We start from the raw sequence: 23,813 nt of genomic DNA, 5'->3' as shown, positions 1-23,813 counted from the left end.
CCCGCTGCTCCCTCGGCTACTTCGACGGCTTCAACGCCCGCCGCAGCGGCCCTCCCACAGCTCGCCGGGCACGCCGGTAGATGGACGGGGTCACCATCGCGGCCTTGGCCGCGACCTTGGCGCCCGCCCGGTTCCTGGCCAGCTCCCGCTTCAACTCCGTGTTGTGCGCGTCCAACTCGTTGATCCGCTGCTGCAACCACCCGAACCGGCTCGTCAGCGAGGCGAGGTCCGTGTCGTTCCAGGGCCGCACACCGGCCGGGAAGGACAGTGAGCGCAGCTTCTTGTCGAAGGCCGCGCCGCCGTCGCCGTGCGTGAAGGTGTTCGCCAGACCGTTCTTGTCGAGGAAGCCGGTGAACCGCTCGAAGCGCTCGCGGTGGTTGCCGGTCAGCGGCCCGAAGTCGGCCTCCTCGTAGAGGTCGGCCGGATCGAGGTCCGCGGGCACCTCGCTGAGCAGCCGGTGTGGTATCTCGAAGTAGCGGCACAGCTCCAGCGTGCGCGAGTCGAACGCCAGTACGGTAGCGGGCGTGCCCGCCAGCAGCGCCGCGATGTTGCCGTGGATCCGCGAGCCGAACGAATAGTCGAAGTCGCGGAGATCGTCCATCCAGGTGACCGGGTCCATGTACACCCGGACCTTGTCCTCCCGGTACATCGGGTGGTCGGGGTGGGTCGGCATCTGCGTCACCCGGCCGGCCGAGGAGTTCACGTCCCGCCAGTACAGCTGCTTGGCGTCGGTGAGGTTCTGGCCTATGTACCGCAGGTTCGGGTAGTGCGCGTGGGTCCGCGTGATGATCCGGTGCAGGCCCCCGCTGCGCACCGCGGTGTGCGAGCCGTTGACGGCTATCCGCGACTCCGGGGTGAGCGACTGCGCCCGCTTCTCCACGGTGAGCCGGTCGCCGTGCAGGAACATCGACGGGCAGCCGATGACCTCGACGTCCCGGAAGCCCATGTCGGTGAGGTACTTCTCGGTGAACTCGCCCCGCACGCCGATGGACGCGCTGTGCTCCAGCACCGCCGAGCAGAACGCCCGCACGGTCGGCTCCATGGCCTTCAGCCGTGCCGTGTCCTGGTCGATGCCGGCCTGCGCGCCGACGCCCAGCACCACGACCGGGATCTTCAGCTTGTTGATGAGCCGCGTCAGCCGCTGGAGCGCCGGCTCGAACGTCGGCCGGAAGGCGTTGGCGAGCGGCACGACGAAGGCGTCGTACTCCTCGTTGATGCGTCCGGCCGCGGCCACCTCGGTCCGCATGCTGTTCGAGACCACCTCGGTGTCCGGGGTGGTGAGGATCTTGTGGGCGGCATCGCTGAAGATCAGGTTGCCGGAGTTGGTGGCGATCACATCGCGGTGCAGGGCTTCCTCGACGGGGAGTACGTCGAAGGGGCTCTTCCCCGATCTCAGGAGTATGCGCTTCACAGAGCGAACTTTAGGTCACGCAAACTTCAAAGGAAATTTCGGATCTCTTCAAATTTCCTGTGGAACCTGTGCAACCTCTTTGCCGTATGCAAACAGTGAACGCGTCCTGACAGAGGGTGACCGTTCCGCCACGTGAAACCCCGGCGCGCACCGCACCCCGTTCGCGTAGATTGCCTGACGGGCAGCCATGGACCTACGCAAGGGGACGAAGAGCAAGGTGGCAGGGGCAAGGCAGGCCGTGCACGAGGCCCGCAGGATCGTCGTCAAGGTGGGTTCCTCGTCGCTGACCACCGCCACGGGCGGCCTGGACGCCGACCGGGTGGACGCGCTCGTCGACGTCCTCGCCAAGATCCGCAGCGGGGGAGAGCGGGAGATCGTGCTGGTCTCCTCCGGCGCCATCGCCGCCGGACTCGCGCCACTCGGCCTGCGCCGCCGCCCCAAGGACCTCGCCCGCCAGCAGGCCGCCGCCAGCGTCGGCCAGGGCCTCCTCGTGGCCCGCTACACCGCCTCCTTCGCCCGCTACGGCGTCCGTGTCGGCCAGGTCCTGCTGACCTCCGACGACATGAGCCGCCGCGCCCACCACCGCAACGCCTCCCGAACCCTCGACAAGCTGCTGGCGATGGGCGCCTTCCCGATCGTCAACGAGAACGACACCGTCGCCACCGACGAGATCCGCTTCGGCGACAACGACCGGCTCGCCGCCCTCGTCGCCCACCTCGTCCACGCCGACCTCCTCGTGCTCCTCTCGGACATCGACGGCGTGTACGACGGCAACCCCAGCAAACCCGGCACCTCACGGATCGCCGAGGTGCGCGAACCCGCCGACCTCGACGGCATCGAGATCGGCAGCGCCGGCAAGGCGGGCGTCGGCACCGGCGGCATGGTCACCAAGGTCGAGGCCGCCCGGATCGCGGCCGCCGCCGGCATCCCCGTCGTCCTCACCAACACCGTCCACGCGGCCGACGCCCTCTCGGGCGGCGACACCGGCACCTACTTCCACGCCACCGGCAAGCGCTCCGCCGACCGCCTGCTCTGGCTCCAGCACGCGTCCACCCCGCAAGGCTCCCTGACCCTGGACGACGGGGCCGTACGGGCGGTCGTCGAGCGCCGCACCTCTCTGCTGCCCGCCGGTATCGCCGCCGTCGAGGGCGACTTCAGCGCGGGCGACCCGGTCGAACTGCGCGACGGCTCCGGACACGCCGTGGCCCGCGGCCTCGTCAACTTCGACGCCAAGGAGATCCCCCAGTTGCTCGGCCGCTCCACCCGCGAACTGGCGCGCGAACTGGGCGCCGAGTACGAGCGGGAGGTCGTCCACCGCGACGACCTGGTGATCCTGCACCCCTGAGGCTTCCGGCCCTGCGCGCACAGTCGAACGGCCGCACCCGGCGACGCTCGAACGGTCCGTACCGGTGGGGGACGTTCCGTGAAACGGCCCCACGGAGCCGTGCGGCCTGCTCAACTTTGTGTCTGGGACATGTTCCGCAGACGAGCGCTGCGTAAAGGAGGCCGTCGTGAGACGAGTGGGCCCTGGGGTCGCAGCGGCCCGTGGGAGTGCCGGCGGGGCGAGTCCGGCGGCCTCGCGCCCGGCGGGCGAGGAGCGGGCCCTGACGAGCGTGGCGGCCGGGGAGAACTACCGGGAGCAGCAGCAGGAGGACGGCCAGGAGCGGACCCGCCCCGCGGACCTGCCCCGCCTGTGGCACGTCACCCTCAGCGTCTCCGGCGAGGAGGCCGACCTCAAAGAGGTGCGGCGCGCCCTGGAACAGCTCGCCCACGACCACCCCTTCCTCCTGACCAGCCGCTACGCCGTCGACCACGCGGAGATCCGCTACTGGGAGGAGGCCCGCGACCTGCACGACGCGGCCGCCGTCGCCCTGCGTCTGTGGGGCGAGCACCGCCAGACGGCCGGACTGCCGCCGTGGGAGATCGTCGGCCTGGAGGTCATCGACCGCCAGACCTACCACCTGCGCATCGCCGAGGGCTACGGCCCGGCCCCGGCGACCCCGGTCGGGGTCCACCCCTACTGACCGGCACCCGCCGCGCAGAGAGCTGCCCGGAACACGTCCCGGCGGGTGCCTCGGCCATGCGTCGGCCGGTCTCGCGCTGTGGAACAAGCCGTGAGCGGGCCTCCGCCGCGCACTACCCTTTCCCTATGACCACGCTCTCGCCGTACGACGCCCTCTCCCCGGTCACCCAGGCCGCCTACCGCGCCAAGGCCGCCGCCGCCGACCTCGCGCCGCTGCCCCGGGCCGCCAAGGACGACGCGCTGCTCGCCATCGCGGACGCGCTGGAGGTCCGTACGAGCGAGATCGTCGAGGCCAACGCCAGGGACATCGCCAAGGCCCGCGAGGCCGGCACCAGCGAGGCGATCGTCGACCGGCTCACCCTCACCCCGGAGCGGATCCGCGCCATCGCCTCCGACGTGCGGGACGTCGTCGCCCTGCCCGACCCCGTCGGCGAGGTCGTGCGCGGCTCCACCCTCCCCAACGGCATCGACCTGCGCCAGGTCCGCGTCCCGCTCGGCGTGGTCGGCATCGTCTACGAGGCCCGCCCGAACGTCACCGTCGACGCCGCCGCCCTCTGCCTGAAGTCCGGCAACGCGGTCCTGCTGCGCGGCTCCGGCTCCGCCTACGAGTCCAACAGAGCCCTCGTCCTGGTGATCCGCGACGCCGTCGGCGGCGCCGGGCTGCCCGCCGACGCCGTCCAGCTCGTGCCGGGGGAGAGCCGGGAGAGCGTGCGCGAGCTGATGCGCGCCCGCGGCCTCGTCGACGTACTGATCCCGCGCGGCGGCGCCTCGCTGATCCGGACGGTCGTATCGGAGTCCTCCGTTCCGGTGATCGAGACCGGCACCGGCAACTGCCACGTCTACGTCGACGCGCAGGCCGACCTCGACATGGCGGTCGAGATCCTGATCAACTCCAAGGCCCACCGGGTCAGCGTCTGCAACGCCGCCGAGACCCTCCTGGTCCACCAGGACATCGCCGCCGAGTTCCTGCCCCGCGCCCTCGACGCCCTCGCGGACGCCGGGGTCACCGTCCACGCCGACGAGCGCGTCCTGGCCTACGCCAAGGACTCCAGGGCGACCGTCGTCGAGGCCACGCCGGAGGACTGGGAGACCGAGTACCTCTCCTACGACATCGCCGCCGCCGTCGTCGACTCGCTCGACAAGGCCGTCGAGCACATCCGGCTGTGGACCTCCGGCCACACCGAGGCCATCGTGACCACCTCCCAGCAGGCCGCCCGCCGCTTCACCCAGCTGGTCGACTCCACCACGGTCGCCGTGAACGCCTCCACCCGCTTCACCGACGGCGGCCAGTTCGGCTTCGGCGCGGAGATCGGCATCTCCACCCAGAAGCTGCACGCCCGCGGCCCCATGGGCCTGCCGGAGCTGACCAGCACCAAGTACATCGTCACCGGCGACGGTCACGTACGGCGCTGACGGGCGCGCCGACGCGGGGGCGCGCGGCGCCCGCCGGGGGCGTGAGCGGCGTCTCAGCAGGCGGATGAATTTCCGTACCGTCTGCCCAAAATGACCCCCCAGGTCTACTCTGGATCCGTGCCGGAGGACGTGGGGGGCACGCCGTTCCCTGACGGCTGGGAGCCCGACGACGACCACGACCGCGGGGTGTCGGACGAAGAGTTCGCCTCCGTGGTCTTCGACGAGGCCTTCGTACAGGCGGCACCGGTGCACGAGCCGACCGCCGTCGAGCGCCTCCTGGCCGCCGCGCAGGCGAGAGCCGAGGCCTCCGAGGCGGAAGCGCGCCGCGCCCGCGGCGACCGCTACGACGATCTCTACGGCCTCGGCGAATTCGGCCATGATCCGGACCACGAGGATCTGGACGACTCCGACGATCCGGATGATCAGGACGCCTGGGACCGCCGGTACGGCGGCTTCGGACCGTACGGCAAGCAGGTCCGCTGGCACCGGCCGGTCGCCTGGATGCTCGCCGTCGTCATGGGCGTCGGCATGGTCGTACTGGCCTTCGCCGCGGTCTATCGGGGCGCCTCCTCCTCGGGCAACCGTGACCAGCTCCCCTCGCCCGCCTCGACCGGGCTGGAACAAGGAGCCGGGCCGGTTCCGTCCGGCTCCACCGATCGGTCCCGGTCACCCGTCGCGGCCGTCCCGCGCACGCCCTGAGGGAGCGCCGCCCGCCGGGTGAGAACCTGTCAGAACTTGTCGCGCAGCGGGGCGTTTACCCGGGGTCCCGGCGACCTACTCTCAAAGTATGGGCGGGCCCGGAGAGCCACCGGAGGGGGCACCCGAGGGAACTCCCGGTGGCGGCGAGGACGAGTACCGATCCGTCGTCTTCGACGAATCGTTCGTCCGCGCTGCCCGCCTCCAGGAGTACTCCGCCGAGGAGCGCATCGCCGACCACGCTCCCGCCGTACGCCGCCGCCCGCCCATGCGCCGCAGCGGCCTGCCCCGGCAGGCCCTCGCCCTCGTGCTGCTGATCGCTCTCGCCTTCGGCACCGCGATCTACATGGGCGTCCGCCACCCGTACCAGAACCCGGCCGCCCGCCGGGCCGTCGAGCCGCTGCGGACGACCGTCATCCCGCTCGCCCCGCAGGGCGCCGTGCCCGGCACCGCCGACCCCGCCTACCTGTACGCGCACAGTCCCGCCGCGCAGTACCGCATCGGGGCCGAGGGCATCCCGCTGCCGCCCTCCCGGCGCACGGCGCACTTCTCCGACAGCCAGGTCGTCACCGCCCTGACCACCGCGAAGGACTACATCGTGCGGTCCTCGCTCTACCCGGAGGTGCTCACCGGGCAGCAGGTCCGGCCCGTGCGGATGCTGCTCGATCCCGATCAGCTCGACCAGTTCGACCAGAGCTTCACCCACCCGGCCGCCGACGGACGGCACGCGCCCACCGGATGGCTCGTACGCTTCGACCCCGCCCGAGCCGAACTCGCCGACCGCGGGATCCGGGTCCAGGGCACCCTCCAGGCCTCCGAGACCGACGCGTCGACCCTCGAGGTCACCGCCGACCACACCTTCGTGTACGCCCTGCGGCCGACCGGGGCCGACGAGAAGGCCCCGGTCTCGCTGTTCACCGTCCGACGCGAGCTGCAGTTCCGCTTCGACCGCGACGCCCTGCGGCTGCGCCAGACACAGCTGATCGTCTCCTACGTCCAGGCGGGCCCGCTCTCCTGCGCCGAGGACTCCACGAACCACCTGCGCCCGCTGCTCGCCGGCCAGACCGCCGGAGCGGGCGGCCCGGCCGGCACCGACCCCTACGCCACGGGCGGCGCGACGCCGCTCTGCGGATCACTGGCGGCGAGCGCACAGCCGAGGGTCTGAGCTGCCCGGACTACCAAGTCGTCCGAGCTGGTCGAGCGGCGGCGGGGACGAGGTGCCTCACGGGACCGCGTCGTGTCGGTCCTCAGTCCTCGTCGCGCGGGGGCGCGTCCGTGGGCCGGTCCTTCGGCGGTGCGGTGCCGGGCGCGGCGCCGGTGAAGCCGTCGAAGCCGCGGCGCACCCGGCCGCCCAGGTTGCCCGCCCCGCCCGCGATGTCGGTGACCAGCCTCATCAGCGGGTCCTTGGACGTCTTGACGTGATCGGCGTAGTGCGACGCCGACTCGCGGAAGGAGTCGGAGACCGAGGTGTCCTTGTCCTCGCCACGACGCGGGTAGTGGCCGTCGAGGATCCGCTGGTAGTCGCGGGACTCGGCCCACTTCTTCAGCTCGGCCGCACGCACGGTGGTGAAGGGGTGGGAGCGAGGGAGCACATTGAGGATCTTCAGCACGGAGTCGCGCAGGTCACCGCCGGCCTCGTACTCCTCCGCCTGCTTGAGGAACGCGTCCACGTTCATCTCGTGCAGGTGGTTGCCGCCCGCGATCTTCATCAGGCCGCGCATCGAGGCCGTCAGGTCCTGCCCGACCAGCAGGCCGGCCCGGTCCGCGGACAGCTCCGACTTGCGGAACCACTCGCGCAGCGCGGTCACGATCGCCATGATCGCGATGTTGCCCAGCGGGATCCAGGCGACCTTGAGGGCGAGGCTCGTCAGGAACAGCAGGATCGTGCGGTACACGGAGTGCCCCGACAGGGCGTGGCCCACCTCGTGGCCGATGACCGCCCGCATCTCCTCCTCGTCGAGCAGCTCGACCAGGCCCGTGGTGACCACGATGATCGGCTCGTCGAGGCCGATGCACATCGCGTTGGGCTGCGGGTCCTGGTTGACGTACATCGCCGGGACCTTCTCCAGGTCCAGGATGTAGCAGGCGTCCCTCAGCATGTCGTTGAGATGCGTGAACTGCTGGTCCGAGACGCGGACCGAGTCGGACAGGAACAGCAGGCGCAGACTCCGCTCGGGCAGCAGCCCGCTGAGCGCCTTGAAGACCGTGTCGAAACCGCTCAGCTTGCGCAGCGCCACCAGGGCCGAGCGGTCGGCCGGGTGCTCGTACGCACGCGAGGAGATGCCGGGAAAGCGCTTGCGCTGCCTGCTCGGCACGTTCTCGTGACCGTTGTGCTCGTGGCCGTCGTCGGACATCCATCCCCCAAGTGCGTGTGTATGGCCCTTGTATGTGTGGTCCTTTGCGGACCTTTGTGAAGCCCTTTGCGCCCCCGAAGCAGGGCCCACCCTAGGCGGAGTTACGGTGGACGGGCACTACACCGAAGGAGTCCCGCGCCATGGAGCACACCCCCGCAGCAGCCTGGATCGCGCAGGCCGCCGGCGCCGCGCAGCAGCAAGGTTCGGGGAACCTGCTCCGGGTCGTACTGATCGTGATGGTGCTGGGTTGTGTGCTGACAGCCTGGTTCCTGTTGCGGGGCTACAAGCGGAAAGACGACTGAGCCGCCGGGAAGGTTCCCCCTCACTTCCGCACCGCCCTCCCCAACGGTGGAGTCGGCGTGTGGCGTGCCGAGGCGCCCGCTTACGATGGGCCGACATCTTTATCCCGCCCTCCATCGGATAGGTCCTGCCGAAGATGAGCTTCCACAGCGCCGCTGCCCAGTTGGTCACCCTCGCCGCCGAGGGCGAGGAGCACGGTGGCAACCACGAGAGCCTGAGCCCGCTGGTCACCGGTGGCGCCGCCTTCCTGATCCTGATGCTCCTGCTGTGGATCACGACCCGCTTCAACCGCGACCGCTGAGGGACACCGTGTTCATAGCGGGGCACTCCGGGCACGCGTCCACCGGTGCCCTCAGGACGGGCCGGTAGGGTCTGCACGCATGGGAGAGCAGGACATGCCTACCGGTCCGTCGAACGGCCCGTCGAACCCGGGCAAGCGCCGCCTGGGAGTCATGGGCGGAACGTTCGATCCGATCCACCACGGGCACCTCGTGGCGGCCAGTGAGGTCGCCGCGCAGTTCCACCTGGACGAGGTCGTGTTCGTCCCGACCGGCGAGCCGTGGCAGAAGAGTCACCGCAGGGTCTCCCTGGCCGAGGACCGGTACCTGATGACGGTCATCGCGACCGCCGAGAACCCGCAGTTCTCGGTCAGCCGCATCGACATCGACCGCGGCGGACCCACCTACACCGTGGACACCCTCCGCGACCTGCGGTCCCTCAATCCGGACACCGACCTCTTCTTCATCACCGGCGCGGACGCCCTGGGCCAGATCCTGACCTGGCGGGACAGCGAGGAGCTGTTCTCCCTCGCCCATTTCATCGGGGTCACCCGGCCCGGCCACAACCTCGCCGACCCCGGCCTCCCCGAGGGCGGCGTCTCGCTCGTGGAGGTCCCCGCACTGGCCATCTCCTCCACGGACTGCCGCGCGAGAGTCGCCAAGGGCGACCCCGTCTGGTATCTGGTGCCGGACGGAGTCGTGCGCTACATCGACAAGCGCGAGCTGTACCGCGGCGAGTGAGCCGAGAGGGGCACCGGTGAACGACCGAAACGACGCGGACTACGGGGAGGCCCCGTACGAACTCGTCGGCTACGACGAGTACGGGCAGCCTGTGTACCGCCAGGTCCCGCCCCAGCAGGCCTACGACCCGTACCGGCAGCAGCAGGGCTACGGCTACGACCCGTACGCCCAGGGCGGTCAGCAGCAACCCGCCTACCCCTCGTACGACACGGGTCAGCAGTCGCCCACGCCCGCCTACCCCTCGTACGACACGGGTCAGCAGTTGCCCACGCCCGCCTACGACCCGTACGACACCGGTCAGCAGCCGCCCACGCCCGCCTACGACCCGTACGACACCGGTCAGCAGCCGCCCACGCCCGCCTACGACCCGTACGACACCGGCCGGCAGGCTCCCGTCCAGGAGCCCTACGGCACCGGCACGCGCGTGCAGCAGGGCGGCGGGACCTCGGCCCCGTACGACCCCTACGGGCAGACCGCCACCAGCGGGCAGCAGCCCCGTGTCGCCGAGCAGACCGCCTACATCCCGCAGCAGACCGGACCGGCCCAGGCCGATGAGGCCCACCAGACCGACGAGGACACCTCCGCCTCCGCGGAGTCCCGACGGGATTACCACACCGAGCAGTTCGCGTTCGTCGAGGATCCCGACGGTGACTCCGAGGACGTCATCGACTGGCTGAACTTCACCGAGAACCGCACCGAACGCCGCGAGGAGGCCAAGCGCCGCGCCCGCAGCCGCCTGGTCGCCCTGGTCGTCGTCCTCGCGCTGACCGCGGCCGGCGGCGTGGGCTACCTCTGGTACGCCGGGAAGCTGCCCGGACTGTCGTCGTCCGACGACTCCAGGACCGGCACCACGGCCGCCCCCGCCGCCCAGAAGCGCGATGTGATCGTGGTCCACCTGCACGACACCGCCCGCGGCGGTACGTCCACGGTCCTGCTCGTCGACAACACGACCACCAAGCAGGGCACCACCGTCCTGCTGCCCAACTCGCTCGTCGTCACCACCGACGACGGCACCACGACGACCCTCGCCAAATCCGTCGACGGCGACGGCTCCGCCGGTACGCGCGAGTCGCTGGACACCGTTCTCGGCACCGAGATCCAGGGCACCTGGCGGCTGGACACCCCTTATCTGCAGAACCTCGTCGACCTCGTCGGCGCCATCGAGGTCGACACCGACACCGCCGTGCCCGACCCGGCCGCCAAGAAGAAGGGCCAGGCCCCGCTCGTGAACAAGGGCGAGGGCCAGACCCTGAGCGGCAAGATGGCCGTCGCCTACGCCACCTACCGCGCCGAGGGCGAGGCCCAGAACGCCCAGCTGAAGCGGTTCGGCCAGGTCATGCAGGCGGTGCTGCGCAAGGTGTCGTCCGACCCGCAGGGTGCCACCGTCACCGTGCAGACGCTGGCGCAGATCCTCGACCCCTCGCTCACCGACAAGGACCTCGGCGCCTTCCTCGCCGACCTCGCCGACCTCGCCAAGGGCGGCGACTACAAGACCGCCCTGCTGCCGGTCCAGGCCGACGGCACGCTCAGCGCCGAGGCCAGTGCGAGTGTGGTCAAGGACGTCCTGGGCGGCACCGCGAAGAGCCCCGCCCAGGACGCGGCGGTCAGCGTCTCCGTGCAGAACGCCAGCGGAGTCAGGGCCACCACCGAGGACGCGCGCGTGGTGCTCCTCAACGGCGGCTTCACCTTCCTGGACGGCGGCACGGCGTCGGACACCGCGTCCGCGTCCAAGGTGCTCTACGCGGACGCCGCCGACAAGGAGAACGCCACCGAGGTCGCCAAGACCCTGGGCCTCCCCGACAGCGCGGTGGCGAAGGGCACGGTCCCGGCGAACGCGGACGTGACGGTCGTCCTGGGAAAGGACTACGAGCGCTCGGCGTCCTAGCCGGGAGCCCGGTCACGTCCCCGGTCACGCCGGGCCGGGTGTATTCGCGTGGGGTGCCGTCGGCGGCCGTGAGACCCTTGAGGTCAAACGACCGCCGACGGAAAGCCATGTAGTGACCGCCACTGACCGCTCCATCGAGCTCATCCGGACCGCCGCCCAGGCGGCTGCCGACAAGCTCGCGCACGACATCATCGCCTACGACGTCAGCGACGTGCTGTCGATCACGGACGCCTTCCTCCTGGCCTCCGCTCCCAACGACCGCCAGGTCAAGTCGATCGTCGACGAGATCGAGGAGCACATCCAGAAGGAACTCGGCGTCAAGCCGGTCCGCCGCGAGGGCGACCGCGAGGCCCGCTGGGTCCTGCTCGACTACGTCGACATCGTCGTCCACGTCCAGCACAGCGAGGAGCGCGTCTTCTACGCCCTGGAGCGGCTGTGGAAGGACTGCCCCGAGCTGGACCTGCCCGCCGACGCCAAGGCGACCCGGGGCAAGGCCCAGGAACACGCCAAGCTCCAGGCCGCCGAGGACGCCGCAGAGCCGGGTGGTGATTGGTAATGACCACACCGGGTGCCGAGGCCGCACCTGCGGCCGGCCGGACGCCGGGCCGCGGCCGGCGCGTCATCCTCTGGCGACACGGCCAGACCCTGTGGAACGTGGAGCGCCGCTTCCAGGGCACCACGGATGTGCCGCTGACCGAGACCGGCGTGGCCCAGGCCCGCCGGTCCGCCCGGCTGCTGGCCTCCCTCAAGCCCGACGCGATCGTCGCCTCCGATCTTCAGCGCGCCGCGAACACGGCCGCCGAGCTGGCCGCGCTCACCGGCCTGGAGGTGAGCCACGACGAGGCCCTGCGCGAGACGTACGCGGGCGTCTGGCAAGGGCTGACGCACGAGGAGATCGTCTCCCGGTTCGGCGACGAGTACACCGCGTGGAAGCGCGGTGAGCCCGTCCGCCGCGGCGGTGGCGAACTGGAGTCGGAGGTCGCCGACCGCGCCGCCCCCGTCGTGCTGCGGCACGCCGAGAAGCTGCCCGAGGACGGCACGCTCGTCGTCGTCAGCCACGGCGGCACGATCCGCACCACCATCGGCCGCCTGCTCGGCCTGGAGGCGCACAACTGGGAGAGCCTCGGCGGCCTCTCCAACTGCTGCTGGTCCGTCCTCGGCGAGGGCGCCCGCGGCTGGCGGCTGCTCGAGCACAACGCCGGCACACTGCCGGAGCCGGTCCTCGGCGACGACGACTGAGTGCCAAGGGCGACCCGGACCCGGATTTCACTTTCCGGCAGGTCGCAGGCTAAAGTTCTTCTTGTTCGCCCCGCCGAGCGGGGCGAAACACCATGTGACTCCGGTCGCGTGGCACGAGGGGCTATAGCTCAGTTGGTAGAGCGCCTGCATGGCATGCAGGAGGTCAGGAGTTCAATTCTCCTTAGCTCCACTGGTCGACACTCTGTTGAGTTGTCAAAGATCGGTTTCGAGAAGATCCCGTCCCCCAGGGGGCGGGATTTTTTCATTGCCCGCGCAGCAACTCCGTCCGCCGTGCCGTCTCCTCGTCCTCCGGGGTGTGGACCACGATCCGGCACTCCGGCATGCCGTTGATCGACGGCGACATGGAGGTCATCCGCAGCTCGCCGACCGCGGCGTGCCGGAAGACCTTCGCCCGGCGGCCCGGCTGCGCCCCGTCACCGGACTCCCACAACCGCGCGAACAGCGGGCTCGCCGCCGACAGCGCGCGTATGAAGTCCTCCCGGACGGGCTCGCCGGCATGCACGCCGTACGCGGCCCGCATGGTCGCCACCATCACCGGCAGTTCCGCATCCCCGAACAGCAGCGGACAGTCCTCCTCGGCCACCGTGAACAGCGCCCACAGCGCGTTGGTCGGCGTCCCGGACGTGTCCGGCCTCGTCCTGCTCGACGCTGGCGTCTGCTTGGTCACCGTCCCGCTCGTGCTCGGCCAGGAGGAGGACCGGCCGCTGTGGTCCTGGCTGTCGCCGTCCGTCGGCGCGCTGCTGTTCGCCCTGCTCTGTGGCTACGAGTCCCGCCTCGCGCGGCGTGGTGGCTCCCCGTTGATCGCGCCTCGTGTGCTGCGCAACCCCGGCATGGGTCTCGCCGTGCTGCGCATCGGATCCGTCATGGCGGTCAACGGCGGCTTCCCGTTCATTCTCACCCTGCACGTCCAGGCGGGCCTCGGTTGCAGCGTGCTGCGCGCCGGTCTGACCTTCGTCCCGACCGCGGTCGTCTTCGGCGTGGTCGGTCTGACCTGGCGCAGATGGCCCGCCGCCTGGCAACGGGCGCCGGCCCCGGCCGGGTTCACGCTCACCGCGGTCTCCGTGGCGGGAGTGGGCCTCGCCCTGGAGGGCGGTGACCACGGGGCGTGGGGGTGTACCCCGCGTACGCCGGAGTGGGGTGGGGCTCGCGCCGGCGTTCAGCCCCACGCTCACCCGGGCCCCGGCCGCCGTACGTCCCGAGGACGCGGCGGACGCCGGCGGGCTGCTCGCCGCGGTCACGCAGCTCGGGCAGCTGATCGGTGTCGCGGCCTTCGGCGCACTCTTCCCGAACCGGCTTGAGTCACTCGGGGCCCTGGAGGCGTATACCTCTTCGGGAGCGCTTCTCACATGCATGTTCGCGCTCGCTGCGGCAGCCGCGCTCGGTGCCGTGTCCGGACTGGTACTGAGGCGTCGCTGACCGTATTGGCCCGGCCGTGGCAGAATCAAACGGCCGGAAGGGGGCGCGGCCCGACGGGAGGGAGTTGCGATGCCTGCGAGCATCCTCGGAGAGGGCGGTCACCTCTCCGAAGCAGCGGTGACACGGAACACGGCCACCCGGCTCAGCTGCCCTTCCTGCGGTTCCGCTTTCGTGGCCCAGGTCCTCGGTGACAACGGCGGGATTTCCTACGTGTGCACGGCCTGCGGCCACAGCTGGAGCTGATCGATGGGTGCACACAGGCGAAAGTGCGACTGGTGCGGCAGTGGCACCCCGATCGTCCGAGACATGGAGCCGGTCAATCCCGACTACCAGTACTGGTGCGAGGAATGCGCGCGGGCGCTGATCATAAAAGGCGACCCGATCGAGACGTACCGGGAACTGGAGGGCGAGCCGATCTACGGCCGGCTCCTCGAGGAGCACTGCACGCTCAAACGCTTCTACTCGTTCGTCACTGCCTGAGCGTCATTTCGGGCATAACCGGAGGGAATCGGGCAGAGCGGAAACGATTTGGTGGTGCACCCCCAGGACCGTGTAATGTTGGCGTCGCCGCCAGGGAAGCCCGGCGGACACCACGAGGGGCTATAGCTCAGTTGGTAGAGCGCCTGCATGGCATGCAGGAGGTCAGGAGTTCAATTCTCCTTAGCTCCACAGCAGATCCCGCCGGATCGAAAGATCCGGCGGGATCTTTTTGCGTGCGCACGCGCGCGTGCGGCGAGAACCGGGCGGAGGGGCCGCGCGCCGTCGGACGGCCCCTCTCGGTGGCGTACGGGATCAGCGGCCCAGGGCGCGGCGGCCGCGGCCCTGGGAGAGCACCGGAAGGTTGCGGGAGGGCTCCTTCGCGCGCGTGTCCTCCTCGATCCGCAGGGCCAGCGCCGGGCAGCGGCGCACCGCGCGCAGCGCCTTCGCCTCCGCGTAACGCGGCACCTTCGCCTGCGCGACCGTCGGGAAGCCGTCGGCGCCGAGCTGGAAGACCTCCGGGAGGATGTCCGCGCACAGACCGTGTCCCCGGCACAGGGTCCAGTCCACGAAGATCTTCTGACGGCTGTCGGCGCCGTCCTCGGGCGCTCCGCCGGCCGAGATGCCCGCGGGGGCCATGCCGCCCTCGAAGAGCGGCAGAACGCCCTCCACGGGCCGTCCGCAGCCATTGCCGAGGACATGAGCCGCCAGGTCGTCCGTGAACGCCTTGATGGTCGACTCCAGGAACATCGCGGAGCCGTCCGGGTGCGAGCAGGCACCGCGCCGCTTCACGTTCTTGGCGACCTGCTTGAGCGCTTCGAGGGCGGCCGGGCCGCCGCCGTTGATGATGTCCTCCAGGCCGCGCGCCGCGGCCGGCAGGCCGAGATAGCAGGGACCGCACTGCCCCGCGCTCTCCTCGGCCAGCCACTGGGCCACGCGCAGCGACTCGCCCAGCGGGCAGGTCTCCTGGCTGATCGGCAGGATCGCGCCGGCGCCGAGCGCGCCGCCCACCGCGTCCAGGGAGTTGCGGGAGACGACCGCCTCGTTGACCGTCGCCGCGTCGATCCACTTGCCGTGGTACCCGCCGGTCAGCACGCCCTGCGGGACCGGCGGGGCGCCGGCCAGCTGGAGGACGTAGCGCAGCGGGACGCCCGTGGGGACCTCGATCACCATGGGGCGGGCGACCGCGCCGGAGACCGTCAGCATGACGGTGCCGGGCTCGTCGTACAGGCCGGTGTTGCCGTAGCGCTCCGGGCCGATGCGGGCGCCGATGGCCAGCTGGGCGAATGTCTCGGCGTTGGACAGCAGGGTCGGGGCGCCGCCGACGCCGTTCTGCGAGGCGCTGACCTTGCGGCCGGGCGGGATTGCCGGGCCGCCGTCGATGGAGCGGACCACGGACGCGGCCGCGCCGGTGACCATGCGGATCGGATTGCGCTGGACGAACGCCTTCAGCGCCGAGCGCCGGCCGTTGCTGAGGCCGCGCTCGGCCAGGGCGGCCTCCATGGAACGCTGGGTCGATTCGCGGGTGACCGCCACCACGAGCGTGCGGGCACCCAGCGCCTCGGCGACCAGCAGCGCGCCGTCCAGGATGAGGTGCGGGGCACGGTTGATCAGGACCGTGTCCTTGCGGCAGGCCGGTTCGTCCTCGCTGCCGTTGACGACGACGACCGGCCGTACGCCGCGCTTGATCGCCGCGTCGGCGACGGAGCGCAGCTTCTTGTGGAAGGGGAAGCCCGCGCCGCCGCGGCCCTTCAGGTTGATGCGTTCGGAGAGCTGCGCGAGCTTCTCCCCGCCCATGGGTTCAAGCGGCCCGTGCACCTTCAGATGCATGGGCAGATCGAGTCTCTCGACAAGGTCGAAGCCCGACGTGAGCTGCGGAAGGCCGACCACGCGGACTTCTGGGACGTCGGGCAGGGCCTCGTTCACCTATAGCCTCCGGAAGGCGTGTTCCAAGGTTCGCCCGAACCCGGCGCGTCGAAGGACGCCCCGGGGGGTGGTTCATCGGCGGGACCGCTGTTGTACGTGTCGTTCGGGTTGTACGCGTCATACCGGGTGTTTGTCTCACCGGTGTCGTACACGTCACTCCCGCCGTATCCGCCGGTGCCCGGATTGCCATAGACCGGGATGTTGAATCCCGTGTCCTGCAGCGGGTCGTAGACGGACTGCGGGGCCTCGCCGACCGGCGGCGGGGACGGGATCGGCCAGTTGCCGGAGGTGCTGCCGCCGCTGTCCACGCGCGGGACGGCCGCGGTGGCCTGCGTGTCGAACGACAGGTCCATGCGCGCGGTCTGGTCGGCCCCGAACGACTGGTCCGCGCGCGGGGGCGTCGAGACGGCACGGTAGGCGGCCGCGAAGCCGTTCGCGGGCTCGGGCGTGGGCGGGTCGAACAGGGGCGACGACGGCGGCGCCATGCGTCCGGAACCCGCCGGGCCGGCTCCACGGGCGGGGCGGCTCTCGTAGCCCGGCAGCGACTGGGACTCGGACATCCGGGCCCGGCTCGCGTCCAGCCCGTCGCGGCCGGCCGGCTCGTCGCTGCCCAGGACCGCGGCGATGCGGTCGGCGACCTGGCGCTTGAAAGGGCGCGGCGCGGAGCGCAGCGCGAGGGCGGCCATGACGCCCAGCAGGCACAGGCTGTAGAGGATCACGAAGATCGGCTTGGCCGCGCGACCCGCGTAGAGTCCGTGGATCAGCGCTGCGCACCAGGCCGGGTAGGCCAGCATGTGCATCGCCCGCCAGCGGGCGGCCACCGGCGCCGGCGAGGCGAACCGGCTGCGCAGCGCGCCGGTGACGCCCACGAAGATCATCAGAAGTCCGGCCAGCGAGCCGAGGCCGATCAGGCCGGCGGTCCCGGTGACGCCGAGCGAGAACGGGATGACCGCGGCGATGAACTGGGTGTGGTCCAGTGCGATCTTCGTGGTGATGTGCAGCAGCAGGAACGCGATCGAGGCGACCGCCGTCGTCCGGTGCACGGCCTGGCCGATGAGCCGCTGGCGCGTGTTGAGGAAGATCCGGTCCTGGGCGACCAGGCCCCAGATCACCGAGCAGCTGAGCGAGACGAGGGACAGTACGCCCGCGCCGAAGTTCAGGAACTCGCGGAACTGGTCGCCTCCGACCAGCACGACCACGGGTATGAGAAGCAGGACGACAGCGGAGGCCACCCCATAGGCCGACCGGCCCGGCTGGGGGAGCGAGCTGTTACTACGACGAGGGTTCATGGGGGCAACTCCGAGCAGTTTCGGGAAAGCGGTCCCGATGCCGAACTCTAAGTGGGCGCCATACCGATGGGTACGAGGTTTGAGTTATTGCGTTGTTATCAAAGGACAATGTGGTCACGACGGTGTCCCTTAGTGGCTGTTACGCGAAGTAATCCCTGACCTTGGTTCAGTTGCGGCGCGGTACGTACGTGTCGACCAGGCATACGCAAGCGCGTCGCGGCTTGCTCAAGCCCTGCGGTACCCTGAGGCCATGCGTGCCGTACGCCTTCTGCTTAGCGAGCCGCGCTGATCAGTCCCGAACGCCGGAGAACCGGATGGTTCGGAATCGGCGCGGCGTCCCCTCCTGTGCGAGGGGATTTTTCGTTTCCTGAGTGGCAGCCGCTGGCAGAGACGATCGATGGAGCTTTGAGGACATGAGCGAGACGAACCCCGCTGCCACCGCCGAGGTGGCCGCGCCGCACCGGTACACGGCCGCCATGGCAGCCGACATCGAGGCACGCTGGCAGGACGCCTGGGACGCCGACGGCACCTACGCGGCGCCGAACCCGAAGGGCGACCTCGCGGGCGACCCCGCGGTCGTCGCCCGGCCCAAGAAGTTCATCATGGACATGTTCCCGTACCCCTCCGGTGCGGGCCTGCACGTCGGCCACCCCCTGGGCTACATCGCGACCGACGTCTTCGCCCGCTACCAGCGGATGACCGGCCACAACGTCCTGCACACCCTGGGCTTCGACGCCTTCGGCCTGCCCGCCGAGCAGCATGCCGTGCAGACCGGTGAGCACCCCCGGATCACCACCGAAGCCGCCATCAACAACATGAAGTCCCAGCTGCGCCGGCTGGGCCTGGGCCACGACAAGCGCCGGTCGTTCGCCACGATCGACCCGGACTACTACAAGTGGACCCAGTGGATCTTCCTGCAGATCTTCAACTCCTGGTACGACGAGGAGGCGAAGCAGGCCCGCCCGATCGCCGAGCTGGTCGCCCGGTTCGAGTCCGGTGAGCGAGGCCTGCCCGGCGACCGCACCTGGCACGAGCTGAGCGACGTCGAGCGCGCCGACGTCCTGAGCGAGTACCGCCTGGCCTACGCCTCCGACGCGCCCGTCAACTGGTGCCCCGGCCTGGGCACCGTGCTGGCCAACGAGGAGGTCACCTCCGACGGCCGCTCCGAGCGCGGCAACTACCCGGTCTTCAAGGCCAAGCTGCGCCAGTGGAACATGCGCATCACCGCCTATGCCGACCGGCTGCTGGACGACCTGGACGCGCTGGACTGGCCCGAGGCCATCAAGCTCCAGCAGCGCAACTGGATCGGCCGCTCCGAGGGCGCCCGCGTCGACTTCCCGATCGACGGTGAGCACATCACCGTCTTCACCACCCGCCCCGACACCCTGTTCGGCGCGACCTACATGGTGCTGGCGCCCGAGCACCCGCTGGTCGAGAAGTTCACTCCGGACGCCTGGCCCGAGGGCACGCACGACGTGTGGACCGGCGGCCACGCGACCCCGACCGAGGCCGTCGCCGCGTACCGCGCGCAGGCCGCCTCCAAGTCCGACGTCGAGCGCCAGGCGGAGGCCAAGGACAAGACCGGCGTCTTCATCGGCGCGTACGCGACCAACCCGGTCACCGGCGAGCAGATCCCCGTCTTCATCGCCGACTACGTCCTGATGGGCTACGGCACCGGCGCGATCATGGCCGTGCCGGCGGGCGACCAGCGCGACTTCGAGTTCGCGCGCGCCTTCGAGCTGCCGATCCAGTGCATCGTCGAGCCGACCGACGGCCGGGGCACCGACACCTCGACGTGGGAGGACGCCTTCGCCTCCTACGACGCGAAGATCATCAACTCCTCGAACGACCAGGTCTCCCTGGACGGCCTGGGCGTCGCCGAGGCCAAGGAGCGCATCACCGAGTGGCTGGAGCGGTCCCGCGTCGGCGCGGGAACCGTCAACTTCCGGCTGCGCGACTGGCTGTTCAGCCGTCAGCGCTACTGGGGCGAGCCCTTCCCGATCGTCTACGACGAGGACGGCATCGCCCACGCCCTGCCCGAGTCGATGCTGCCGCTGGAGCTGCCGGAGGTCGAGGACTACTCGCCGCGCACCTTCGACCCGGACGACGCGGACACCCAGCCCGAGACGCCGCTGTCGCGCAACGAGGACTGGGTCGACGTCACCCTGGACCTGGGCGACGGCCGAGGTCCGCGCAAGTACCGCCGCGAGACCAACACCATGCCCAACTGGGCCGGTTCCTGCTGGTACGAACTGCGCTACCTGGACCCGCACAACTCCGAGAAGCTCGTCGACCCCGAGATCGAGCAGTACTGGATGGGCCCGCGCGCGGGGCAGCCGCACGGCGGAGTCGACCTGTACGTCGGCGGCGCCGAGCACGCCGTGCTGCACCTGCTGTACGCGCGCTTCTGGTCCAAGGTCCTGTTCGACCTGGGACACGTCTCCTCCGCGGAGCCGTTCCACAAGCTGTTCAACCAGGGCATGATCCAGGCCTACGTCTACCGTGACAGCCGAGGCATCGCCGTACCGGCCCTCGAGGTGGAGGAGCGCGACGGCGCCTACTACTACCAGGGCGAGAAGGTCTCCCGGCTGCTGGGCAAGATGGGCAAGTCCCTGAAGAACGCGGTCACTCCGGAGGCGATCTGCGCCGAGTACGGCGCCGACACCCTGCGCCTGTACGAGATGGCGATGGGGCCGCTGGACGTCTCGCGCCCGTGGGACACGCGCGCGGTGGTGGGCCAGTTCCGGCTGCTCCAGCGTCTGTGGCGCAACGTCGTGGACGAGGCGACCGGTGAGATCACCGTCGTCGACACCGAGCCGGACGAGGACACCCTGCGTGCCCTGCACAAGGCCATCGACGGCGTGCGCCAGGACCTGGAGGGCATGCGCTTCAACACCGCCATCGCCAAGGTCACCGAGCTGAACAACCACCTGACCAAGGCGGGCGGCCCCCTGTCGCGCACGGTCGCCGAGTCCCTGGTGCTGCTGGTCGCGCCGCTGGCCCCGCACATCGCCGAGGAGCTGTGGCGCAAGCTGGGCCACACCGACTCCGTCGTCCACCGGGACTTCCCGGTGGCCGACCCGGCGTACGTCGTGGACGAGACCGTGACCTGCGTGGTCCAGATCAAGGGCAAGGTCAAGGCGCGCCTGGAGGTGTCGCCGGCCATCTCCGACGAGGAGCTGGAGAAGGTGGCGCTGGCCGACGAGAACGTCGTCAGCGCGCTGGGCGGCACCGGGATCCGCAAGGTGATCGTGCGGGCGCCGAAGCTGGTCAACATCGTGCCCGCTTGATGAACGTGGGCGAGGGCCGCGGGCGCGTGCGGTTCAGGCCGGTGCGTGAGGCCCGCGGGCGCGGGTGCCGTTGAGGCCGGTGCGCGCTTCGGGGTAGTCCCCTACGGGCAGGATCGGGGTTCCGGTGGAACTCCGGGCCTGCCCGTAGCGTTTACCGTTGAAGAGCGGCGCGCGGTGTGCCGCGTCGGGACCGGAGGAGGAGCTCGTGGAAGCAGTGATCGCGATCTTTGCCCTGCTTTTCGTGCTCTTCCTGGCGGTGGGTGCCTATGCGACGGTGAAGGTCGTCGGCGCCGCCAAGCGCGGCGTGGACCGCACCATCACCCAGGCCCGCCGCACCGTGGAGGACCACACCCTGCGGGCCAAGTCCTTCGCGCAGTTCGGCCCGGCCGGGGAGATCGCCCAGCTCCGCCTCAAGCTCCGCACCTCCATGCGGGCCACCCAGGAGGCGCTTCAGGCGGGCGTCGCCGAGGACGAGTCCCTCAAGGAGTCCCTCGCCCTCTTCGCGCGCCTCAGCGGGCACGGCCGCGAACTGGACGACGAACTCAAGCGACTGGAGTCCGAGCCCGACCGGGCCACCCTCGTCGAGCGGCTGCCGTCGCTGCGCGAGCGCACCGAGCGGGTCACGTCGTCGGCGGACTCGCTGCGCTGGGCCGCCCGCGACCGGGCCCGCCGCTTCGCCGACGACGACCTGGACACCCTCCACGCGCAGATCGACCTCGAGGCCGGCGCCCTGCGCCACTGGACCACCGCGGACGACCCCGCACAGGCGCAGGCATCGCCCTCCTGGCCCGAGGCGCCCGCCGCCGACAGCGCGACCGGTGGACAGACCTGGCCGGAGACGCCCGCCTCGCGCGCGGCGGAGCCTCCCGCCCGGCCCGCCATCACTCCGCCGGGGCCGCGTCCCACCTACCCCTGGCAGAAGAAGCCCCGGCCCGAGAGCACCACCTGAGGCCCGTCAAGCGCGGTACTGATCCGGTCAAGGGCCGACCGGTCGCGAGGGCCGGGCTCCCCTCCTGCGGATACGGCAGGTAACCTCCAGCTCATGTCCCGCCATGTCGCTATCGTCACGGATTCAACGGCCTACCTGCCGCAGCGGACGATGGAGCGCCACGGCATCACCGCGGTGCCTCTGACCGTCGTCCTCGGCGACCAGGCACTCGAAGAGGGCACCGAGATCTCGACCCGCTCCCTGGCCCAGGCACTCCAGAAGCGACGCTCCGTCACCACTTCGCGCCCCAGCCCCCAGGTCTTCGCGGAGACCTACCGCCGCGTCGCCGAGGCCGGCGCCACCGGCATCGTCTCGCTGCACCTGTCCGCCGAACTGTCGGGCACCCACGACGCGGCGGTCCTCGCGGCCCGCGAGGCGCCGGTGCCGGTGCGGGTGGTGGACACCGGCATGATCGCGATGGCGCTCGGATTCTGCGCGCTCGCGGCGGCCGGGACGGCCGAAGCGGGCGGCACGGTCGACGAAGCGGTCACGGCCGCGGAGAAACGAGCCGCCGGCACCTCCGCCTTCTTCTACGTCGACACCCTCGACTATCTGCGCCGTGGCGGCCGCATCGGTGCCGCCCAGGCCCTCCTCGGCTCCGCGCTCGCGGTCAAGCCGTTGCTCCAGCTCGACGGCGGGCGCATCGAGCCCCTGGAGAAGGTGCGCACGGCGTCGAAGGCGATCGCCCGCCTCGAGGAACTCGCCGCCGACCGGGCGGGCAGCGCACCGGTGGACATCGCCGTCCACCATCTCGCCGCCCCCGACCGGGCGTCGGCCCTGGCGGACCGGCTGCGGGCTCGGGTGCCTGGTCTCGTGGAGCTGCATGTGAGCGAGGTCGGTGCGGTGATCGGCGCACACACCGGGCCCGGATTGCTGGGAGTTGTGGTTTCGGCTCGGTAAGGAGCGGTCGGCCCACTCCTGCGGGTGGCTGAGTTATCCACAACAGGGCGGCTGTCCCCGGAAACCGAGCAAGATCATCGCGGTTCCGCGAAGTGTCCCATCCTCGTGGCATGGCACTTCGATCACGCACACGGACGACCACCGCGACGAGCGGACCCGGGCGCAGGCCCGGCTCCGACGGACGCGTCCGACACCGACGGTCACCGGCACGCAGCCGGGTGGGGAACCGCCACGCATCGGCGGAGGAGCTGCGCCGCCGGGCGGAGCTGTTGTTCGGGGAACGGGGCGGTGAGCGGGGAGAGTTGGGGATGGGGCCGCCGGGAGACGGCGGCGACGCAGGCGGTACGGCCGGACTCGTGAGCGAGGACCGTGCCGCGGCCGAGGACGGTGACCGTACGGGGGTGACCCGTGGGCCGGGGGGCTGGCGGGAGCGGGCCGGGCTGGCTCTGCGGGAGCGGCTGCCGGTGTGGGCGCAGGCACGGTGCGGGCTGGAACGCAGGAGCGTGCTCGCGCTGGCCGTCGTGGTGGTCGCCGTAGCCGCGTTCGCCGTCCAGCACTTCTGGACCGGCCGCGCGCAGCCCGTGCGGGCCCCCGAGGTGGTGCAGGCGGCCGCTCCCTACGGAGTGGACGAGCGGGGCGGGCCGATCGAGCCCTCTCCTTCGGCTTCGGCGCCGGGTGGGGCGGCAGGCACGGCGGGGGCGGAGATCGTGGTCGACGTCAGCGGCAAGGTCCGCGACCCCGGTATCCATCGGCTGCCGGCCGGTTCGCGTGTGGTCGACGCACTGACCGCGGCCGGAGGGGTGCGGCCGGGAACGAACACCGACGGTCTGAACCGGGCGCGGTTCCTTGTGGACGGGGAGCAGGTGGTCGTCGGTGGACCGCCTGGGGTCGGCGGCCCGGCGGCGGGAGGCGGATCAGGGGGCGGCGCGGTGGGAGCGGGGCCGCCGGCTCCCGTCTCCCTCAACACGGCCACCGTGGACCAACTCGACACGCTGCCCGGAGTGGGGCCCGTGCTGGCGCAGCACATCGTCGCCTACCGGACGCAGCACGGTGGTTTCCGTTCGGTGGACGAGCTGCGTGAGGTCAACGGCATCGGCGAGCGACGATTCTCCGACCTGCGGAATCTGGTGCGGCCATGAGGGGAGAGGGGACTTCGGGCGGAAGGG

21 protein-coding genes, 2 tRNA genes and 1 pseudogene are annotated in these 23,813 nt (G+C 70.9%); 19 read left to right on the top strand and 5 right to left on the bottom strand.

What is annotated here, in order from left to right; genetic code table 11:
* Positions 1 to 16: 16 nt before the first annotated feature.
* Entirely contained in the window at positions 17 to 1,411 is a 1,395-nt protein-coding gene (locus ACFWJX_RS32150) for a polysaccharide pyruvyl transferase family protein (protein WP_383249846.1), read from the bottom strand.
* A 238-nt stretch (positions 1,412 to 1,649) separates the two neighbouring features.
* On the opposite strand from ACFWJX_RS32150, the gene proB reads away from it, so the two are divergent.
* The 5 genes from proB to ACFWJX_RS32125 all read left to right on the top strand — a co-directional run bounded on the left by proB (position 1,650) and on the right by ACFWJX_RS32125 (position 6,708).
* Positions 1,650 to 2,756 (top strand): glutamate 5-kinase, encoded by a 1,107-nt coding sequence (gene proB, locus ACFWJX_RS32145; protein ID WP_383249892.1) that lies wholly within the window; start codon positions 1,650 to 1,652, stop codon positions 2,754 to 2,756.
* Positions 2,757 to 2,922: 166 nt separating this feature from the next.
* Positions 2,923 to 3,435, top strand: coding sequence for a hypothetical protein (locus ACFWJX_RS32140; protein WP_383249845.1), 513 nt, complete (start codon positions 2,923 to 2,925; stop codon positions 3,433 to 3,435).
* A 125-nt stretch (positions 3,436 to 3,560) separates the two neighbouring features.
* Positions 3,561 to 4,847, top strand: a complete 1,287-nt coding sequence (locus tag ACFWJX_RS32135) for a glutamate-5-semialdehyde dehydrogenase (protein ID WP_383249844.1) — start codon at positions 3,561 to 3,563, stop codon at positions 4,845 to 4,847.
* A 90-nt stretch (positions 4,848 to 4,937) separates the two neighbouring features.
* Positions 4,938 to 5,546, top strand: coding sequence for a hypothetical protein (locus tag ACFWJX_RS32130; protein ID WP_383249843.1), 609 nt, complete (start codon positions 4,938 to 4,940; stop codon positions 5,544 to 5,546).
* 88 nt (positions 5,547 to 5,634) lie between these two features.
* Positions 5,635 to 6,708, top strand: coding sequence for a hypothetical protein (locus ACFWJX_RS32125; RefSeq protein WP_383249842.1), 1,074 nt, complete (start codon positions 5,635 to 5,637; stop codon positions 6,706 to 6,708).
* 82 nt (positions 6,709 to 6,790) lie between these two features.
* On the opposite strand, the gene ACFWJX_RS32120 is transcribed toward ACFWJX_RS32125, so the two are convergent.
* The gene (locus ACFWJX_RS32120; RefSeq protein ID WP_383249841.1) at positions 6,791 to 7,897 is read right to left on the bottom strand and encodes a M48 family metallopeptidase; all 1,107 of its coding nucleotides are present in this window, start codon (positions 7,895 to 7,897) and stop codon (positions 6,791 to 6,793) included.
* A 140-nt stretch (positions 7,898 to 8,037) separates the two neighbouring features.
* On the opposite strand from ACFWJX_RS32120, the gene ACFWJX_RS32115 reads away from it, so the two are divergent.
* The 7 genes from ACFWJX_RS32115 to ACFWJX_RS32085 all read left to right on the top strand — a co-directional run bounded on the left by ACFWJX_RS32115 (position 8,038) and on the right by ACFWJX_RS32085 (position 12,530).
* Positions 8,038 to 8,199 carry a hypothetical protein gene (locus ACFWJX_RS32115; protein WP_383249840.1) on the top strand — a complete coding sequence of 54 codons (162 nt, stop codon included), beginning with the start codon at positions 8,038 to 8,040 and terminating at the stop codon, positions 8,197 to 8,199.
* 134 nt (positions 8,200 to 8,333) lie between these two features.
* Positions 8,334 to 8,498 (top strand): hypothetical protein, encoded by a 165-nt coding sequence (locus tag ACFWJX_RS32110; protein ID WP_383249839.1) that lies wholly within the window; start codon positions 8,334 to 8,336, stop codon positions 8,496 to 8,498.
* A gap of 79 nt (positions 8,499 to 8,577) precedes the next feature.
* Positions 8,578 to 9,216: a nicotinate-nucleotide adenylyltransferase gene (nadD, locus tag ACFWJX_RS32105; RefSeq protein WP_266456678.1), complete on the top strand. Its 639-nt coding sequence runs from the start codon at positions 8,578 to 8,580 to the stop codon at positions 9,214 to 9,216.
* Positions 9,217 to 9,232: 16 nt separating this feature from the next.
* Complete coding sequence (locus ACFWJX_RS32100) at positions 9,233 to 11,101, top strand: LytR C-terminal domain-containing protein (protein WP_383249838.1); 1,869 nt, start codon at positions 9,233 to 9,235, stop codon at positions 11,099 to 11,101.
* Between the two features lie 112 nt (positions 11,102 to 11,213).
* The gene (gene rsfS, locus ACFWJX_RS32095; protein ID WP_383249837.1) at positions 11,214 to 11,657 is read left to right on the top strand and encodes a ribosome silencing factor; all 444 of its coding nucleotides are present in this window, start codon (positions 11,214 to 11,216) and stop codon (positions 11,655 to 11,657) included.
* The gene (locus tag ACFWJX_RS32090; RefSeq protein ID WP_383249836.1) at positions 11,657 to 12,340 is read left to right on the top strand and encodes a histidine phosphatase family protein; all 684 of its coding nucleotides are present in this window, start codon (positions 11,657 to 11,659) and stop codon (positions 12,338 to 12,340) included. Before rsfS ends, ACFWJX_RS32090 begins: the two co-directional genes overlap by 1 nt.
* A gap of 117 nt (positions 12,341 to 12,457) precedes the next feature.
* A tRNA-Ala gene (locus tag ACFWJX_RS32085) sits at positions 12,458 to 12,530 on the top strand.
* A gap of 72 nt (positions 12,531 to 12,602) precedes the next feature.
* On the opposite strand, the gene ACFWJX_RS32080 is transcribed toward ACFWJX_RS32085, so the two are convergent.
* A complete protein-coding gene (locus ACFWJX_RS32080) occupies positions 12,603 to 12,944 on the bottom strand; it encodes a hypothetical protein (RefSeq protein WP_383249835.1) in 342 nt (113 codons plus the stop codon).
* Between the two features lie 37 nt (positions 12,945 to 12,981).
* On the opposite strand from ACFWJX_RS32080, the pseudogene ACFWJX_RS32075 reads away from it, so the two are divergent.
* The 3 genes and pseudogenes from ACFWJX_RS32075 to ACFWJX_RS32065 all read left to right on the top strand — a co-directional run.
* Positions 12,982 to 13,777, top strand: a pseudogene (locus tag ACFWJX_RS32075) (MFS transporter); the annotation flags it as partial.
* A gap of 246 nt (positions 13,778 to 14,023) precedes the next feature.
* Complete coding sequence (locus ACFWJX_RS32070) at positions 14,024 to 14,257, top strand: hypothetical protein (RefSeq protein WP_003976229.1); 234 nt, start codon at positions 14,024 to 14,026, stop codon at positions 14,255 to 14,257.
* 116 nt (positions 14,258 to 14,373) lie between these two features.
* Positions 14,374 to 14,446: transfer RNA gene (locus ACFWJX_RS32065), tRNA-Ala, on the top strand.
* Between the two features lie 123 nt (positions 14,447 to 14,569).
* On the opposite strand, the gene ACFWJX_RS32060 is transcribed toward ACFWJX_RS32065, so the two are convergent.
* A complete protein-coding gene (locus ACFWJX_RS32060; RefSeq protein ID WP_383249834.1) occupies positions 14,570 to 16,180 on the bottom strand; it encodes an NADH-ubiquinone oxidoreductase-F iron-sulfur binding region domain-containing protein in 1,611 nt (536 codons plus the stop codon).
* On the bottom strand, positions 16,177 to 17,469 hold the full coding sequence (locus ACFWJX_RS32055) for a cytochrome b/b6 domain-containing protein (RefSeq protein WP_383249833.1): 1,293 nt from the start codon (positions 17,467 to 17,469) through the stop codon (positions 16,177 to 16,179). The genes ACFWJX_RS32060 and ACFWJX_RS32055 overlap by 4 nt, the downstream gene beginning before the upstream one ends.
* 413 nt (positions 17,470 to 17,882) lie before the next feature.
* Between ACFWJX_RS32055 and leuS the strand changes: the two genes are divergently transcribed.
* The 4 genes from leuS to ACFWJX_RS32035 all read left to right on the top strand — a co-directional run bounded on the left by leuS (position 17,883) and on the right by ACFWJX_RS32035 (position 23,786).
* Positions 17,883 to 20,759, top strand: a complete 2,877-nt coding sequence (gene leuS / locus ACFWJX_RS32050; protein ID WP_383249832.1) for a leucine--tRNA ligase — start codon at positions 17,883 to 17,885, stop codon at positions 20,757 to 20,759.
* Between the two features lie 205 nt (positions 20,760 to 20,964).
* Positions 20,965 to 21,708, top strand: coding sequence for a hypothetical protein (locus tag ACFWJX_RS32045; RefSeq protein WP_383249831.1), 744 nt, complete (start codon positions 20,965 to 20,967; stop codon positions 21,706 to 21,708).
* A 93-nt stretch (positions 21,709 to 21,801) separates the two neighbouring features.
* Complete coding sequence (locus ACFWJX_RS32040) at positions 21,802 to 22,647, top strand: DegV family protein (RefSeq protein ID WP_383249830.1); 846 nt, start codon at positions 21,802 to 21,804, stop codon at positions 22,645 to 22,647.
* A 110-nt stretch (positions 22,648 to 22,757) separates the two neighbouring features.
* Positions 22,758 to 23,786: a helix-hairpin-helix domain-containing protein gene (locus tag ACFWJX_RS32035; protein ID WP_383249829.1), complete on the top strand. Its 1,029-nt coding sequence runs from the start codon at positions 22,758 to 22,760 to the stop codon at positions 23,784 to 23,786.
* Positions 23,787 to 23,813: the final 27 nt, after the last annotated feature.

It is taken from the genome of Streptomyces sp. NPDC058335 (assembly GCF_042723915.1).
Classification (GTDB): domain Bacteria; phylum Actinomycetota; class Actinomycetes; order Streptomycetales; family Streptomycetaceae; genus Streptomyces.
This window is presented reverse-complemented; position numbering and strand designations above follow the sequence as displayed.